General features: G+C 44.5%; 19 protein-coding genes. 7 read left to right on the plus strand and 12 right to left on the minus strand.

Annotation, left to right across the window (positions count from 1 at the left end):
- The first annotated feature begins 9 nt into the window (after positions 1 to 9).
- Positions 10 to 552, plus strand: coding sequence for an ImmA/IrrE family metallo-endopeptidase (locus H70357_RS25310; RefSeq protein WP_038595315.1), 543 nt, complete (start codon positions 10 to 12; stop codon positions 550 to 552).
- A gap of 83 nt (positions 553 to 635) precedes the next feature.
- Entirely contained in the window at positions 636 to 800 is a 165-nt protein-coding gene (locus tag H70357_RS36060) for a hypothetical protein (RefSeq protein WP_156130946.1), read from the plus strand.
- A gap of 241 nt (positions 801 to 1,041) precedes the next feature.
- On the opposite strand, the gene H70357_RS25315 is transcribed toward H70357_RS36060, so the two are convergent.
- Positions 1,042 to 1,221 (minus strand): hypothetical protein, encoded by a 180-nt coding sequence (locus H70357_RS25315; RefSeq protein ID WP_144024223.1) that lies wholly within the window; start codon positions 1,219 to 1,221, stop codon positions 1,042 to 1,044.
- 145 nt (positions 1,222 to 1,366) lie between these two features.
- Here H70357_RS25315 and H70357_RS25320 point away from each other — a divergent pair, with 145 nt between their 5' ends.
- Positions 1,367 to 2,062: a WD40/YVTN/BNR-like repeat-containing protein gene (locus tag H70357_RS25320; RefSeq protein WP_038595317.1), complete on the plus strand. Its 696-nt coding sequence runs from the start codon at positions 1,367 to 1,369 to the stop codon at positions 2,060 to 2,062.
- Here the strand turns inward: H70357_RS25320 and H70357_RS25325 are convergent.
- Complete coding sequence (locus H70357_RS25325) at positions 2,052 to 2,822, minus strand: 2-phosphosulfolactate phosphatase (RefSeq protein WP_038595318.1); 771 nt, start codon at positions 2,820 to 2,822, stop codon at positions 2,052 to 2,054. The genes H70357_RS25320 and H70357_RS25325 overlap by 11 nt on opposite strands.
- 262 nt (positions 2,823 to 3,084) lie before the next feature.
- Here H70357_RS25325 and H70357_RS25330 point away from each other — a divergent pair, with 262 nt between their 5' ends.
- Both H70357_RS25330 and H70357_RS25335 read left to right on the plus strand, forming a co-directional pair.
- Entirely contained in the window at positions 3,085 to 3,921 is an 837-nt protein-coding gene (locus H70357_RS25330; RefSeq protein WP_038595319.1) for a helix-turn-helix domain-containing protein, read from the plus strand.
- Positions 3,922 to 3,996: 75 nt separating this feature from the next.
- Complete coding sequence (locus H70357_RS25335) at positions 3,997 to 5,322, plus strand: serine hydrolase domain-containing protein (protein WP_038595320.1); 1,326 nt, start codon at positions 3,997 to 3,999, stop codon at positions 5,320 to 5,322.
- A gap of 100 nt (positions 5,323 to 5,422) precedes the next feature.
- Here H70357_RS25335 and H70357_RS35475 read toward each other — a convergent pair whose 3' ends face one another.
- From H70357_RS35475 to H70357_RS25355, 5 genes are all read right to left on the minus strand, one after another.
- Complete coding sequence (locus H70357_RS35475; RefSeq protein WP_081965922.1) at positions 5,423 to 5,542, minus strand: YjcZ family sporulation protein; 120 nt, start codon at positions 5,540 to 5,542, stop codon at positions 5,423 to 5,425.
- A 104-nt stretch (positions 5,543 to 5,646) separates the two neighbouring features.
- The gene (locus H70357_RS25340; protein ID WP_038595321.1) at positions 5,647 to 5,895 is read right to left on the minus strand and encodes a hypothetical protein; all 249 of its coding nucleotides are present in this window, start codon (positions 5,893 to 5,895) and stop codon (positions 5,647 to 5,649) included.
- A 167-nt stretch (positions 5,896 to 6,062) separates the two neighbouring features.
- Positions 6,063 to 6,425: a YmaF family protein gene (locus H70357_RS25345; protein ID WP_038595322.1), complete on the minus strand. Its 363-nt coding sequence runs from the start codon at positions 6,423 to 6,425 to the stop codon at positions 6,063 to 6,065.
- Positions 6,426 to 6,927: 502 nt separating this feature from the next.
- Positions 6,928 to 7,365, minus strand: a complete 438-nt coding sequence (locus H70357_RS25350) for an AAA family ATPase (protein WP_038595323.1) — start codon at positions 7,363 to 7,365, stop codon at positions 6,928 to 6,930.
- A 484-nt stretch (positions 7,366 to 7,849) separates the two neighbouring features.
- Positions 7,850 to 8,806, minus strand: a complete 957-nt coding sequence (locus H70357_RS25355; protein WP_331281738.1) for a helix-turn-helix transcriptional regulator — start codon at positions 8,804 to 8,806, stop codon at positions 7,850 to 7,852.
- Between the two features lie 124 nt (positions 8,807 to 8,930).
- On the opposite strand from H70357_RS25355, the gene H70357_RS25360 reads away from it, so the two are divergent.
- Positions 8,931 to 9,284, plus strand: a complete 354-nt coding sequence (locus H70357_RS25360) for a hypothetical protein (protein WP_052092249.1) — start codon at positions 8,931 to 8,933, stop codon at positions 9,282 to 9,284.
- Complete coding sequence (locus H70357_RS25365) at positions 9,277 to 10,140, plus strand: NAD(P)-dependent oxidoreductase (protein WP_038595325.1); 864 nt, start codon at positions 9,277 to 9,279, stop codon at positions 10,138 to 10,140. The genes H70357_RS25360 and H70357_RS25365 overlap by 8 nt, the downstream gene beginning before the upstream one ends.
- 350 nt (positions 10,141 to 10,490) lie before the next feature.
- Here H70357_RS25365 and H70357_RS25370 read toward each other — a convergent pair whose 3' ends face one another.
- The 5 genes from H70357_RS25370 to H70357_RS25385 form a co-directional block, all read right to left on the minus strand.
- Positions 10,491 to 10,898: a hypothetical protein gene (locus H70357_RS25370; protein WP_038592998.1), complete on the minus strand. Its 408-nt coding sequence runs from the start codon at positions 10,896 to 10,898 to the stop codon at positions 10,491 to 10,493.
- 137 nt (positions 10,899 to 11,035) lie between these two features.
- A complete protein-coding gene (locus H70357_RS36065; RefSeq protein ID WP_156130947.1) occupies positions 11,036 to 11,203 on the minus strand; it encodes a hypothetical protein in 168 nt (55 codons plus the stop codon).
- Between the two features lie 305 nt (positions 11,204 to 11,508).
- The gene (locus H70357_RS36070; protein ID WP_156130948.1) at positions 11,509 to 12,237 is read right to left on the minus strand and encodes an alpha/beta fold hydrolase; all 729 of its coding nucleotides are present in this window, start codon (positions 12,235 to 12,237) and stop codon (positions 11,509 to 11,511) included.
- Positions 12,238 to 12,551: 314 nt separating this feature from the next.
- On the minus strand, positions 12,552 to 12,980 hold the full coding sequence (locus tag H70357_RS25380; protein ID WP_081965926.1) for a restriction endonuclease: 429 nt from the start codon (positions 12,978 to 12,980) through the stop codon (positions 12,552 to 12,554).
- 540 nt (positions 12,981 to 13,520) lie between these two features.
- Complete coding sequence (locus tag H70357_RS25385; RefSeq protein WP_038595326.1) at positions 13,521 to 13,736, minus strand: hypothetical protein; 216 nt, start codon at positions 13,734 to 13,736, stop codon at positions 13,521 to 13,523.
- Positions 13,737 to 14,193 lie beyond the last annotated feature (457 nt).

Genomic DNA, 14,193 nt, shown 5'->3' on the forward strand with positions numbered 1-14,193 from the left:
GTGATTCCCATGCAATCCTACTATCAAATGACCGCCCTGGAGAAATGGACTGAAGATTTATATCAGCGGTTGAACGTGCAACAGCCGTCGCAAATCTCCATTGAGTACATATCGGAGCGGCTGAATATCTGGATTCATTATCTGGATGTAAGAAGCAAGAGCATTGAAGCCTCTGCAGGCATGTACAGCATGTTTATTGACAGCCGCCTTCCACCCGAGCTGCAGCGTCTCGAGTTCCTCCATGAGCTCTGCCATTTGCTTCGCCATGCCGGTAACCACACGCTGATGCCCGAACAGTTCACACAGGCACAGGAGGATGAATCCGAGCGTTTTATCCTTTATGCGGCGATGCCCTACTCCATGATTTCCGCCAGAATGTTGCCTGAACTCCGTGAAGATGCCGTCCAATATATCGCTTCAACCTTTCAGGTTCCTGCTGAGCTGGCCATGCAGCGGATTGACCAAATTCAGAGACGAGTGTTCCAGGGGCAATTGATGGCTGTGATGGAAAGGAACGAAGACAGAAATTTAATCCACCGACATATTCGGTAAACGCTGCGGGGATAATAAACCTATGCATAATGAAATGCAGAGACCTTATGTATAGGGTGAATTTACCCGTAAGGGGGAGCGAAATGGACGCCATTCAAGTCATCCAGTTATTAATGACCCATCCGGATTACAGCGTGGATGCCGTGCATCCTGATATCCCGGATTTCGTTGGCATTGAGACCATTGAGGTCGATCATGAAACCCAGACCTTCTCCATTCTGCTGCAAGAACCGAAGGAAGAAGATTAGGGGAACCCATGAACAAAAAAGTGACCCCGCCGGCGTCCGGCAGGGTCCATATCTATTAATAAGGGGGGTATGTGTTTACTATAATCCCGTTAGCTTAAGCCCTTATGAAATCCCGCTGAAGATGAACTGAATCTTTTCCGTCACTACCATCTATCTGCTGCAGCATGTATCCTTCTTCATCCTGATAGCGCTTGTCTGCACTACACTGCTCGTTCATGAGAAGAACGAATGAACACTCTGGCTAGCCTGCGCTCACAAACTGCATTACGCCTATTGCCGTCAGCAGGAAAAACACGATCAGAATCCCCCATATTACCCTGCGCAATATTTTTCCGGGGTCATTGCCGGGTGGATGCCCGCCTTGATTCTCCAGCGTAGCTATCCGGCGCTCAAGCTCCTGAATTTTCTTTTGCTCAGACATATTCTCCATCTCCTTTTTCTGTGTATACTCAATAAAACGCTTACAAATCCAAAAAGTTTCATAAAAGGAAATTAACCTTTCTTTCATCTCTCTGTAACCTATCTCCCAATTTATTCCTTTACTATGGGAGGAGGAGGGGATTTCCATGAAAACACTCTGGGTTCTTATGTCCGTAATCCAGCTTATGTTCGCATACAGTCCGCAAGCCGGTAACATAGATGAAGATAATAACATCCGTACATTCCAATATTCTTTGGAAGCTGGGTACAGCTGGAAGGCAACTTCAGCAGGTTCAGGAATGTATCAGGCAGATAACCGTATCTATATGAGCAATGACAGAGGCATATCCTGGCATAAGCTGAGCGATTCCTTAAACGGCACTTTGCCAAGCGGCCCCATTGGAGACCTCAAGTTTAAGACGAAGGACACCGGCTGGATTACGATCCATTCTCCACGACAAGGCGATATTGGACTATATAAGACAACCGATGGCGGAATTCACTGGGCCAAAGAGCAGCTTGAAGTGCCTCCCAAATACGCTGCCGTTCAGTTTAACCCTGCATCTCCTATATTTTTCACCTCTACAAATTATGGAATCGTCCTACTGAATGAAATCGGGCTGCTGAACGAGGAAGGCCAGACTGAAACCTCTCTACTCTTCTATGCAACGCAAGACAATGGACGTCATTGGACCCCCATCATGGATAGACCTGAGGGAGAATGGAACGGTTTATCCTGGAAGGCCTCCTTGGATCAGAAATCCGCAAGCTACTCATGGAATATTACTATCGGCGATAGAACTTGGACTTCATCCAATGGGGAAATCTGGTCTATGAATTAAGATCCTTAGCATTTATAAAGCGGGTGTTTTGAAGAATAGGCACAGCACTGCTAATATTCACCTGGCAGCAATAGGTCACATCGTCTTCATACCCGCGCTCACGGAGTTCACGGGCACTCGCACAATCCCATATAAGCTCCCTGATGGTTTTGCTGGAGTACTTCAAGGCTCCAATACAGACCTCAGCCTCAGGAGATTTGCTGCCGGTTAATTGGGAAAGAATCAATCCTGCACCTAAATAATCTTCAATGCCTGGACGCAAATTATTTTCACCCTCCCTAACATCGGACCACCTTTCGCCGCAGGGGACCACAGTGATATTTGCCTGCAGTTGCTGCATTAAACGGTTAGCAACCTCAGCCACGGCAGACGCATTAAGGAAACATCCGATGAGCAGCGCCGGCACCTGTGAAGCAATCCACGTACAAGCAGCACCATTTAATGAACATAATACAAAGTCACGGCCAAAATCAGCAGAACTAAACGACAATGGAGACAGGGAATGCCCTCCTTCTCTGATCGCCTCCGCTCTTCCCCAGACGATTTCCGCACTGTTGGCTCTGGCATAGGCTTTGGCATTCTCATTGATTGGCGGGGGATACGGAAAGACATTAGCCTTGTGCTGAACCGCAGTCACTACCGTAGAAGAGAAGCTGAGCACATCAACTATGATCACAATGTCCCCGCGTTCAGACGCGGCCCGCGCTCCTCTTTGCCCCCATTCCACTTTGACTTTATACGGTGCCTGGTCATAAAACATCGGACTTCCTCCTTTATCCCAATATATTCTTCAATCACTAATACACCAAGGTAAAATGCGATCCATGTACCCTGAATGTCAATTACTCACCAAACGATTCGCTGCCGCCTCTTTTTTTATAGGCTGGAGATTATATTTGCTATAATATAAAGTTGAAAATATACAAGTTCTATAATTTTGTCTTTGTAACTCTTTGGGGGCTGGCGGTCAGACCCTGACAAACACATACCTTTTATGATCTTTCAGATTAGGAGGACATTTGATGAGCTCCCCCTTTGTCCCAGTTCAAGCCCGCTCCTCCATTCTTAACTTGCCCGGTAAATATAACGAATGGAGGCCAAGTGTTAAATTACATAAATATGTATACTGTTACTGGCTGTCTACCATCCGCAGTTCCCAAGACTCCCAAAGCCCAATTTCAATATCCGGCAGGAAGGAAATGATTGCCCCCGACGGCTGCATCGATATCGTATTCCAGATAGGAAAAGATAGGGCAACCCTTCATGGCATGATCGTTGGCACGTTGGACCGGTCACTTTATGTGGATCTGGCGTATGACCGCTTGCACACTTTTGGAATCCGATTTTATCCGGGAGGGCTGCAGGCTTTCTTGAGAGAACCGGCCGATTTATTCACGAACCAAATCCTTGACCTAAGCGAGATATGGAAACAACTCCAGACGGAGTTGACCGGCCATTTGCAGACTGCCGCTTCCATGGAACACTTCATACTTCTGACCGACCGCAGCCTTCTTTCCAGATTAAATGACTCTCCGGCCGGGGATGATCTTTTTCAGAACGCCCTTGTCCATATCTGGCAGGCTCAGGGGATTCTCACGGTCAAGGAGCTCGCCCGAAGAGAATGCGTCAGTGAACGGCAGCTGAGGAGAATCTTCTATGAACGCACCGGCGTAAGCACCAAAACCTTTACGCGCATCATGCGCTTTCAAAGCGTTCTCGGGATGCTGAACAGGATGGAAGGCAGAAAATTGACCGATGCAGCACTGCAGACCGGATATTATGATCAGGCTCATTTCATACATGAATTTCAAAGCATCTGCGGGCTGCTTCCCAGCGAATATATCAAAAGCTTGAACTAAGCCTGTCCGTTTTTTACAATTCAGCTATTGTCATGTCTTATACAATAGAGTAATACAGGAATTAGGAGGCTAGACATGACCAACATTCAGTTCAGGCTCGAACAATACATGCAACCCTGGGAGGATGCGGAACGTTTTAGCGGAACCGTGCTGGTTGCCCAGGGAGATCATATTTTATTGGAGAAGGGATATGGATACGGAAATCATGAGTATGCCATGCCGAATACACCCTCCACTATTTATAATATAGGCAGCATCACTAAGCTGTTCACGGCAGCGGCTGTAATGCAGCTGTATGACCGGCAGAAGCTTCGCCTGAACGAGCCCATGGAAACTTATTTTCCCGGCTATAGACACGGAGACCGCATCACCATTCATCATTTACTGTCCTCCACCTCGGGGATACCGGATTACACAGAGCTGAGCCAATATAGTCCAAGAGACCGGCTTTCTGCCGAGAGCATTCGGGAGTGGTTAAATCACGAACCGTTGCAAGGTGAACCTGGACAGCAAGCGCAGAAGAGCAACTCGAATTTTGTCTTCCTCGCCAGAATCGTTGAGATTGTGTCGGGCATGGAGATCGGCGCTTATTACGAGAAATTTTTATTTGCTCCGCTCGGACTTAAGCATACCGGAATAAGCTGCAATGAGGAGATTCTCACCAATAAGGCATACGGGTATTCCTGCTCGGGTGAAGGCGTAGTCTGTGCAGAATATTACGATATGTCTGGTGCCTTTGGAAGCGGATTTCTCTATTCCACTGCGGCCGATTTGTTCACATGGATCCAGGCGCTGGGCAGCGGCACAGTAATAAGCAAGGAAGCCTATGACCGTATGCTTACTCCTTACGGATATTTGTGGTACCTGGAGGCTTCGGCGGGATATGGCTGTTGTGTAAAGGGCGAGCCTGTAGAAGAAATGTTTATGGACGGGAATATTTATGGATACACCTGTACCCTGCAGCGGTACATATCCGGAGATTTCACCGTAATTGTACTCAGCAACAACGATGCCAGCCCTGTAGCCCGCCTTGTAAAGGGCCTGAGAAGCATTCTGTACACTGGGGCGACCTCCATAATAGTCAAACCGGAACTTGCGGACACCGCGGACTATGAACAATATAGACACTTCGCGGGGGTGTACTGCTTTCCGCCCATGGGCTGGCATTTTACAATTCATTATGAAGAAAGCCTGCTGTATGTAGACCGGCTGTTCAATCAGGAGTTCAAAAAAAAGAAGTTCCAGCTTAAATTAGTTGCAGATACCGCGGAAGCTGTAGTACTGGCCTGCGTGGTGTGTGACAGCACCTTTACTTTTCATAAGGCTACGGAAGTAAAGTCCCAGCAGGTAACCTACAGTTTCGATACCTTGAACCTGCCCTATGAGAGATCCGGCGGATAAACCGGTAAACAATAAAGCAGCGGAAGCCTGAGCAGAAACAATACTCTTGGCAGCCGCTGCATTTGTGTGTGTGTAACTTAGGAAGCTGGATAAGCAGAAGTTACAGCCAGAATGATTTGGTAATAATTACGAGCAAAATAAACAATACCAGAATTGCCGCAGTCGATGTGCCCATACCGCCAACATAACCTTGATTTTCTCCGCATCCACATGAACCCATTTCCCATTCCTCCTTCAAAAGTGAGTACAGCATAGAATATGCAGAATGCCCTTCACTGCTTGGGTGAAATGGAAATGTGTTATTGTGCATTCAGCCGGTCTGGTTTATTTATCCGCCATGAATGTTACGTATGTTGCTGCTGCAAATACAACAACCAGCACCAAAGAAATAACGCCCATAATCCGTTCATTTTTCCAGGCACGAATTGTGTTTGCAATATATAGGATCATGAGCCCTGCCATCATTAGCGACAGGTTAATGCCCGTTATAAACAACACAACAAACCCAATCATTACACAACCCCAAATAATCATGAACCACAAAGGATAATTTTTAAAGATCGTTTTAAGCATTTTTCGCCTTCCTCTATTCCATCTCAAATTTATACTTCCCTATAATCTCACAATCCAGTCTCGCTAGCAACGGAGGAAGTTTGTCCGGCAGCCGTAAACAAAAAAAGGACAAGCTCTAAGAGCCTATCCTTATCCATTTAGACTACATAATTCCATATTAATCCGATTTATACGAGAGGCGCTTGAATCAATGTTGCGAAATTGAACTTGTGTACGTGACCATCACTTAATGTAGTTTGACCCGTAACAAAATGGACGTGTTTGCCGTTACCTACTGAAATAGCTGGCCCTGTTCTAATCTTCTTCAAATTATGAAAATGATTCAAGAAATCAGTTCTTTCCAAATCAATCTCGTGGACATGACTTGCTCCTGCCCGAATCGCTTGCCCTGTAACACCTGCGAACCGGTGGTTGTGCCGATCTGCACCTTCTTCAGCCAGTTTAGTGCTCCCTTCAAATTCATGTACGTGTCTCTGTGCCTGAGTTGAGCCTGTTCTTGTCTTCTTTATTGTAGGCCGTTTCTTCTTCATCCGTTGTCTACCTCCCTAAAATTATGCAACTTCACAACATCTTATTAAGGCAAACTCGGATAGGTGCACAGCCATTGTCAGGTCTTTTCTGGATTCAAAAAAAAACCACAACATAGCAAAAACCCCTTGCTAGGCAAGGGGTTTAGTGAAGTGGGCCCTACAGGACTCGAACCTGTGACCAATCGTCAAGTTATATATTTATATCTGTTTCGTTCGGTTCGTTTACAAATACGTTAGCAAAGGAATGTCCTGAACTAGCTCTATGCCAGAACTACTTTGTGACTCTTCCTTCATAAATATTACCTGTAACTTCTACGCTAGTTGGATCTAAAATCCTACTAGGAAAATCGTTTTTTGCATTAATAGAAAGGTGGTCTTGGGAGGCTGGGATGAAAATCACTTCAGGTAGGTGTGATCTAATGGGTTCCCAGTCATCTTCATACCAATCATAGTCTTGATGTAGAGTCGCCTTATGTTTTACTTCTTTCTTAATCCGATCAAGCTACGAGGCATTTGTTGGTTTTCTTGATGGAAATTCAATTGATAGTGTTTTGGCGATGGCTTTTAAAGTTTTGTAATCATCAAGTTCTTCTTCTGTGGGAATTGAAATTAACTTGTATATAAATTGCTTGGCGATAATTTTACCGTTGTGAGCTTCATACGTCTGTTTTAATTTCACCAAATCCTCGCTCCCAGAGCTTATTCCTTTATTGCTTTCAAAATGAAGCTCGATTTCACAAACCTTAAATAGGTCATCATTTGGGAAGTCCTCTAAAGTCATCTTCTCCTTTTCTAAGAACACACATATTGCACGCAACACAGACGATTTCCCGACATCATTTTGGCCAACAACAGACAATAAATTATTATTCATTACGGCTTCAAAGTGGTCAATCCCCCTAAAATTTTCAACTCGAATATAACGGATAAACAAAGCCAACAGCCCCTTCCTAAGTCCACTGGTCACTACAAACATATTTCTAAATTATACCATTCGACATTTAGGAATAGCTTCCTTTTGTGCATTTGAAATAAAAAGGGAGTATATGGTATTTTTGTCGGATTTGCAGGAATAAATTACTCAATTAATGTAATAATTATGGTGCGGATCTCCCGGGGATTTCATGTGAGCTTCACATTTGCACCATCTTCCTTTGGATGCAGACGCCTTGCGTATCATTCCTCTCTACCGGATTCCACGGTCGTTATGACTCAATATACCCTTGCTGGTGCCTTCTTCACGGACTGAGAATACACTAACTCTTCGATCTGGCCCCAAATGAGTGGCGAGATGAGCGAATAGCGAAACGTCAGTCCGCGAAGCACTCACAAGGTGTGTTAAGGTACGAATAGCGCCTATTCAATCCGGGAAGCATCGTGAAGGGAGGGTAGGAGTATCTCTACATAATCTCTAAGAACTACAGTCAGCTCCTGTATTGATTCGATAATTCCTGCACCAGCCTTACGATTTGTCCCCGTAAAGCAACAGGCCGGTGTACATGAGCCTCCAACCCGAATCCCAGGAAAAAATGTGCTGCCCAGCTCAGATAGGACTCACTAATCTGCGTATTTATAACCCCTGCCCCATCCTCACGCACCTCAATCGACTGTGACAGCCATATCTCGGATTGGCAGCGCCTAACCCCCTCAGGCGTCAGCTCCACTACCAGCTCGACCAGATCCCTCTCCTCCATCCGCATCACCCAATTGTGAATATTGGCCTCGTAATGGGTCGGATTGTAACGCGGACTGGAATCTGCCGCTGGTACACATGCTTTTACCCGATCTACCCGGAAGACCCGCATATCCTTCACCACCTCACAGTACGCCCGGCAATACCACAACCCGTTCACTGTATACACACCTAGAGGCTGAATGGTACGCTCACTCCGCTTCTTGGCCTCATAAAGGATACGGACGGTGTGTTGCTCCAAGGCCGCCTCGAGTAAGTCTCTTAGACAGGGAAGGTCCAGATCATGGGGAGGTATCCAGAACACCAGACGCTCCTGCATCCGCTCAATCGCAGATTTTCTGTCATCTGACAAGTAATGCATGAGCTTTTGAAGTGCAGTGTTCACCTCATTGTCGAACGGGAGAGATTTATAATTACGAAGCGATTGACAGGCAAAAAACAAAGCCATCGCCTCATACTCCGTAAAACTGATGGGTGGAAGCACTTTTTCGCGTAGTACGCGGTAACCACCATGAGCACCCACCTGGGAATACAGAGGCACCCCCAACTCACTCAGCTCCGTCAGATCGCGGATCATGGTCCGCCGGGATACGCCGCACTCGTCAGCCAACTCCTGTATCGTAAACTTTCTGCGTTCATTCACCAGCATAATCAATTGGATCAGGCGCTGTGCTTTGTTCACTTCCATGCTCCCTTGGGATTTAATTTTGGAATAGTGCCATGTGTTGGCACCATTACTCTTTATACTGAACCTTGTTAGTGAAGTCAAGCCTTACGACACAGCTGACAATAACATTAGAGGAGCAAGGAACATGACACAAGCAGCGACGCCGTATGTATTGGAATTGGTTGTATTTCATTTAAAAGAAGGCACGAACGAGGCGAGTTTCCTCGAATCTGCACAGACCTTAACCGAATTTCTGCGCACCGAGGTTCCCGGCTTTCAGTCCCGCAATCTGATGCATACCGCAGACCATAGCCAATGGACCGATATGATCTATTGGTCAACTATGGAGACCGCGTTGGCAGCAATGAAACAGCTTCATTCCGCGCCCGAGTTTCGGGATTTTGCCAGTATGATCGACTCAAAGAATATTCAAATGAAACATCTCATTGCAGTTGAATCCGCTTCGGGGAATGTCAAGGAGGGCAGAACGCATGCATAAAGTTACGGTAATTGGTCTAGGGGCCATGGGAGCTGCAATCGCCGCAGTATTGGTAGAGCAGAATTACCAAGTCACGGTATGGAATCGCACCCCCTCAAGGGCAGAAGCCCTTGTCCGTAAAGGAGCCGTTCTCGCTTCCAATCCAGCTGTGGCCGTAGCTGCCAGTCCGATCACGATCATCTGTGTATCGGATTACACCGTGTCCAAAAGCATCATGGATCAGGAGAACGTGAAGTCCACTCTGGCTGGCCGTGTACTCATTCAACTGAGTACCGGGAGTCCACAGCAAGCCCGTGACAATGAGGCGTGGGCCGCTGGGCTGGGAGCAGCGTACCTTGACGGAGCTATTGTGGCATCGCCACCGCAGATGGGCAGCGCCGGGGCTACGATTTTCACCTCAGGCAGCGTTACAGCCTGGGAGCAAAGTGAGTCATTTTTACAAATGCTGGCCGGGAACGTAACTTATCACGGTGAACAAGTCAGCGCAGCAGCTTCAACTGACCTGGCCTTCCTATCCTATCTGTTTGGCTCCTATCTGGGATTTTTCCACGCTGCGCGAATTCTTGAAACTGATGATTTATCGGTGGATGCTTTTGGCGCGATGATTGCCCTTGTATCGCCTGTGATCGGTGAGGTGATGAAACATCAGGGCACGGTCATCCAGAACAACAGTTACAGTCAACCATTAAGCTCACTTCAAATGTCCATGACAAGCATCGAGCTACTCACACTGCAAGCCCGTGAATCCGGTATCAATAACAAGTTCCCCCTGTTCGCCGAAAGTCTGTTCCAAAAGGCCCTTCATGCTGGCTACGGTGACGAAGAGATCGCGGCTTTGGTTAAGGTGTTGCGCTAAGAATAATGTAGTGAATACAGGTGTATGTATGGGGGAAAATAGAACCGACCAAGCATTGGCTTGGTCGGTTGTTGTGTAGTTCTTTCGTTGCTCAAGTAAAAAGTACGCGTTCAACTCTAAAGGCATGATCTTCATTCCTATATGTTCGCCAAAAACAGCCCCGGATCGCCACCGTTTAAAACTTGCAGTCGCTCTGCTTGTTATATAGCTTCAATCCACGCTCCCACATCAGGGGAGCAACATGCACGTTCGGTGCTTCCGTACAATGCAAAAACAGAAAATTATATTTAGGACAATCTGTAAACGACAAAAAGCCCGCCGACCAGTTAAGGTTGACGGGCTTTTGAAACTCATCCAATCGATATTCCAGAATAGGTAACCGGTCCAGTAACACTGGCAGTATTCAGTAAAATATTGAGACTGTTATTGGCCACGCCTAAAGAATATGCATGATACCCTTCTGGAACGCTTCTATCCAAATATGAAATAGTAATAGGTTGAATTGCTGAAATCGAAAGTCCACTAGCTCCCACATTGAAAATAGGTTGTCCATCTCTGTACAAAGTGAAAATCACACTTGGAACACCCAATGTCGTTTGAAAACCAATAGTTGCATCCAGTTGAACACTTCCACTTGCTACGGTAGCTAGTCCAAACTCAGCTAAGATTAAATTTTGAGCCGGCGCGAGAATGGGAATGGATACCGTTTGGCTTCCTGTTGTCGCAGTACTACTTCCTACATCTATGATTTGTGCCATGTCAAACTACCTCCTCTTTATTTATACTCATAGAGTATGCATAGAGAGGAGTATTGGATTGGACAGACAATGAAAACCTTCAACCTATTTTATGTATGCTCTAAATTCAAATCGTTCACGCATAAACCAACTGTCGGCTACCCTGATCGACTCCGGTGTGTATCCTTCCACGATCCCCCCCCGTAATCTATCAGGTGACCATTTGGATCTGGATCTTCCCGGTACCAGACAGACACCTTGGATTGTGCAAGGGCAGCAGTCAGGAAGTCTATATCGTTCTCCAGGACTTTGTATGTAGTACTCATGTCGCCCCCCACAAATGGTTTATTTTGAATAAACTTTAGCTCTAATCTAATCGGACCTTATCCGAAATCACAAGGAAGAATGTAGCCAATGGACCACAAAGCAATGAAAGTAAAAACCAGTTTAGTCCACTCCTGTTTTTCCCTTGCGCCAGTCCTGCATTAATTAGAGCCAGCGTCCCCCAACCCACAAAATAACCGTTATCCATCCCACACACAACCTTTCGATTTCAAACTAAATAATTTCAATATATTTCATTTGGAACATTATGTATATGTACTCTATATCACTGGTAAGGAAAGTTTTCCTATACTAATTTCTTCAAGAACAGACCGATTTCTTCAATGTATTTTTGTTGTTCTTCATCTGGAATCATATGACCGGAATTCTGAAATTCTATAACATTCAATCCGGGGATTGATTCCTTATATATTTCAAGTGTTTCTTCCGATATATCCGAAGGGATTTTCGCCGCCGCATTCCTACCAGCGAAAAGAGCAACTGGAATGTGAAGGTTTGATAGTTGTTCCGAAAAATCAACTTCATCTGCGTCATTCCTCAATCCTTGCAACGCTTCAAGACGCATATGGTTTAGTATTGGCACTTGCAAATATACCAATTTACTCCAAAAATCCAATGCCTCTTTCCCGACACTTCTATGTATAGGAGCTTGGTCAACCAAAATAAGTCCACACATGTCTTTCTGATTTGATAAGCTCCAACCTATAGCGTACGCAGCACCTCTGGAGAACCCAAGTACACAGTAATTCTTAAGGCCGCAATAGGAAATAACTGCTTCAATATCTGATAGATGATCCACAAGATTATAATTATTTTCTGGAGTAGAACTCAACCCACGACCTCGAAAACTAAAAGTAACAACATGTCCCTGAATTTTGGACAGCAGTGGGATGGCTCTCTCTGCAGATTCCCACAATCCATTAATTATAAGTAATGAAGGTGATTTTTCAGATACCACTCCATTCTCAAGAATGTGTAGAACAACTGCCTCATTATGAATAAAATAACTTTTCATATTTCACCATCCATTTCAAATATATTATTTCATCAACAAAGATGCATCTACTCAATACAATAAAGCCCAACAAACACTTAAGGTTGACAGGGTATTTATTATACACGCTTATGCCAAAACCATCCTAAATTCAAATTCACTCATCAGCAACCTTAACACTAACTGGACTCCATTTCCGGATTGGACCTCCACAATCAATTATACAACCAGCCAGATCTCCACGTCGTTCTACGATGGCAACCCGTGCTTGACGGAGAGCAGCTGTCAAAAAATCAGTATCGGTTTTCAGGACTTTGTATGTATTATTCATCTTCTTACTCCCCTTGTTGCTCAACTAAAATTCGCTTCTCTGCTTTGTAATCTTTCTTTATTACTTTATCTCCATTCATGTAGTTATCCCAGGAATCAAATATCATATGTGGGTCTCCTTCTATAATGTCCTTCGCCTTCTCGATCTGTCCCGCCTTGAACAAATCCATTATTTTTATAAGATCATTTCTGTTATGTAGTTTTACAGCGTTATGTCCCGCAAGTTCTTCGCATGCAGTGGTATATTGATTTGAGGCTATCACCATAGACCTCTTGGCTCGGTAGTACCTCATTGAGCTATATACCTCTTGAACAGCTCCTAAGCCTACTGGGTACGAATATCGCTTCGCCTGAACTACATTCCGATATCCGTCCCGATCCGTAAAAACTAAATCCGTCCCAAACAGATACCGCAACTGCAGATACAACCACAAGTACTATGGCAAGGACTACAAACTTCAGCAATACTATTCCCCCTACAAAAATAGACCTGCGATTATATCCGCTAGGTCTGATAATTCCGGATTACACTGCCGATGCTTCCGATCTATGTAATTTAAATATAAATCATTTTCCACATTATGTATGTGACGATAAGGAAAATTTTCCTGAATGCAAAGAAATACCCCACCAATAATGGCAGGGTACGGTGCTTTCGCTACATCAAATTTATCGTTATTAGAACAAGGTGTAAATAAAGACTTTGTATGTAGTGTTCACTAACCTCTCCCCTATGTAGTAAAACACCCTGCTGGAAGGCAGGGTGTTTTACATTTATGTTCGTACTAATTTGCTAAACTTACCTCCATTCGATGAAGGTACTGATTGCTCTTCATAATGGAATTTATTAAAGTCCCAATTCATGTCTTTTTTGAAATCATAGTCATCAGGCCAACTTAAGAGAAAATTATTAATAATACTCTCTTGGTATTTGCCTTCATAATAATCATTTATAGGCAATAACGTTGATAAAACTAATTGGAGTTTTTTAGCAGTTCACTCTTATTTTCATACTCAATGCCTACTTTTATTCCACCATTTTCACCTAAGAAAATAATAAAATCTTCTGCTCGTATTACATATCCGTGCGCATATTTTATCATCTGAAGAGGACTAAAACACGTTTTTAATATTTCGAAATCCAGATTGTAAAATTTATTAGCAATTACATCTGTCATTAATCTTTGCAATTTTAGTCCTCCTTCGGATAATTTGTTAATTCGAGAACATTATTGTAGTAAGTCATAAAGATGACTTTGTCTTCTGCTTTATTATATGCACGTGTAGTTATTAAGTTCTCCATCTGACCTATTTCGCTTTTTATAATCTCCACTCGCCAACTTTCCGGGTCACCTTTTCCGGATCCAGTTGCCTGTCTCTCCGCGACTTCCTTCAATTGATGAGAGTGACTGAGTGCCAGAGTCATCTCGGTGAGATTGTTGTCGGGACTTTACTATCTTTAGGAGCAGCTACAGCAGCTAATAAAATCATTAAGTTCTTCTTAAAATAATTATTTAGCAAGAAGCCATCCCTTAGATCTATTTAAAATTGGTTGGCTTCTTGCACAGAGTTATTGTGCTTTCTTAACCTTGCTCTTTATCAGTGTACCCCTTGCCTGCTTCTGGATTACTTACAATCCCCAACACT

Source organism: Paenibacillus sp. FSL H7-0357 (assembly GCF_000758525.1).
Taxonomy (GTDB): domain Bacteria; phylum Bacillota; class Bacilli; order Paenibacillales; family Paenibacillaceae; genus Paenibacillus_AQ.

Excerpts from the sequence above, each read along its gene's own strand:
- H70357_RS25355 (WP_331281738.1), bottom strand. The coding sequence starts at position 8,806 with ATGGAAGTGAACAAAGCACAGCGCCTGATCCAATTGATTATGCTGGTG.
- H70357_RS25345 (WP_038595322.1), bottom strand. The coding sequence starts at position 6,425 with ATGAAGAAGAAACGGCCTACAATAAAGAAGACAAGAACAGGCTCAACT.
- H70357_RS25325 (WP_038595318.1), bottom strand. The coding sequence starts at position 2,822 with ATGTTTTATGACCAGGCACCGTATAAAGTCAAAGTGGAATGGGGGCAA.
- H70357_RS35475 (WP_081965922.1), bottom strand. The coding sequence starts at position 5,542 with ATGGGTTCATGTGGATGCGGAGAAAATCAAGGTTATGTTGGCGGTATG.
- H70357_RS36060 (WP_156130946.1), top strand. The coding sequence starts at position 636 with ATGGACGCCATTCAAGTCATCCAGTTATTAATGACCCATCCGGATTAC.
- H70357_RS25340 (WP_038595321.1), bottom strand. The coding sequence starts at position 5,895 with ATGCTTAAAACGATCTTTAAAAATTATCCTTTGTGGTTCATGATTATT.
- H70357_RS25360 (WP_052092249.1), top strand. The coding sequence starts at position 8,931 with ATGACACAAGCAGCGACGCCGTATGTATTGGAATTGGTTGTATTTCAT.
- H70357_RS36070 (WP_156130948.1), bottom strand. The coding sequence starts at position 12,237 with ATGAAAAGTTATTTTATTCATAATGAGGCAGTTGTTCTACACATTCTT.
- H70357_RS36065 (WP_156130947.1), bottom strand. The coding sequence starts at position 11,203 with ATGAGTACTACATACAAAGTCCTGGAGAACGATATAGACTTCCTGACT.
- H70357_RS25330 (WP_038595319.1), top strand. The coding sequence starts at position 3,085 with ATGAGCTCCCCCTTTGTCCCAGTTCAAGCCCGCTCCTCCATTCTTAAC.
- H70357_RS25370 (WP_038592998.1), bottom strand. The coding sequence starts at position 10,898 with ATGGCACAAATCATAGATGTAGGAAGTAGTACTGCGACAACAGGAAGC.
- H70357_RS25315 (WP_144024223.1), bottom strand. The coding sequence starts at position 1,221 with ATGTCTGAGCAAAAGAAAATTCAGGAGCTTGAGCGCCGGATAGCTACG.
- H70357_RS25310 (WP_038595315.1), top strand. The coding sequence starts at position 10 with ATGCAATCCTACTATCAAATGACCGCCCTGGAGAAATGGACTGAAGAT.
- H70357_RS25365 (WP_038595325.1), top strand. The coding sequence starts at position 9,277 with ATGCATAAAGTTACGGTAATTGGTCTAGGGGCCATGGGAGCTGCAATC.
- H70357_RS25335 (WP_038595320.1), top strand. The coding sequence starts at position 3,997 with ATGACCAACATTCAGTTCAGGCTCGAACAATACATGCAACCCTGGGAG.
- H70357_RS25320 (WP_038595317.1), top strand. The coding sequence starts at position 1,367 with ATGAAAACACTCTGGGTTCTTATGTCCGTAATCCAGCTTATGTTCGCA.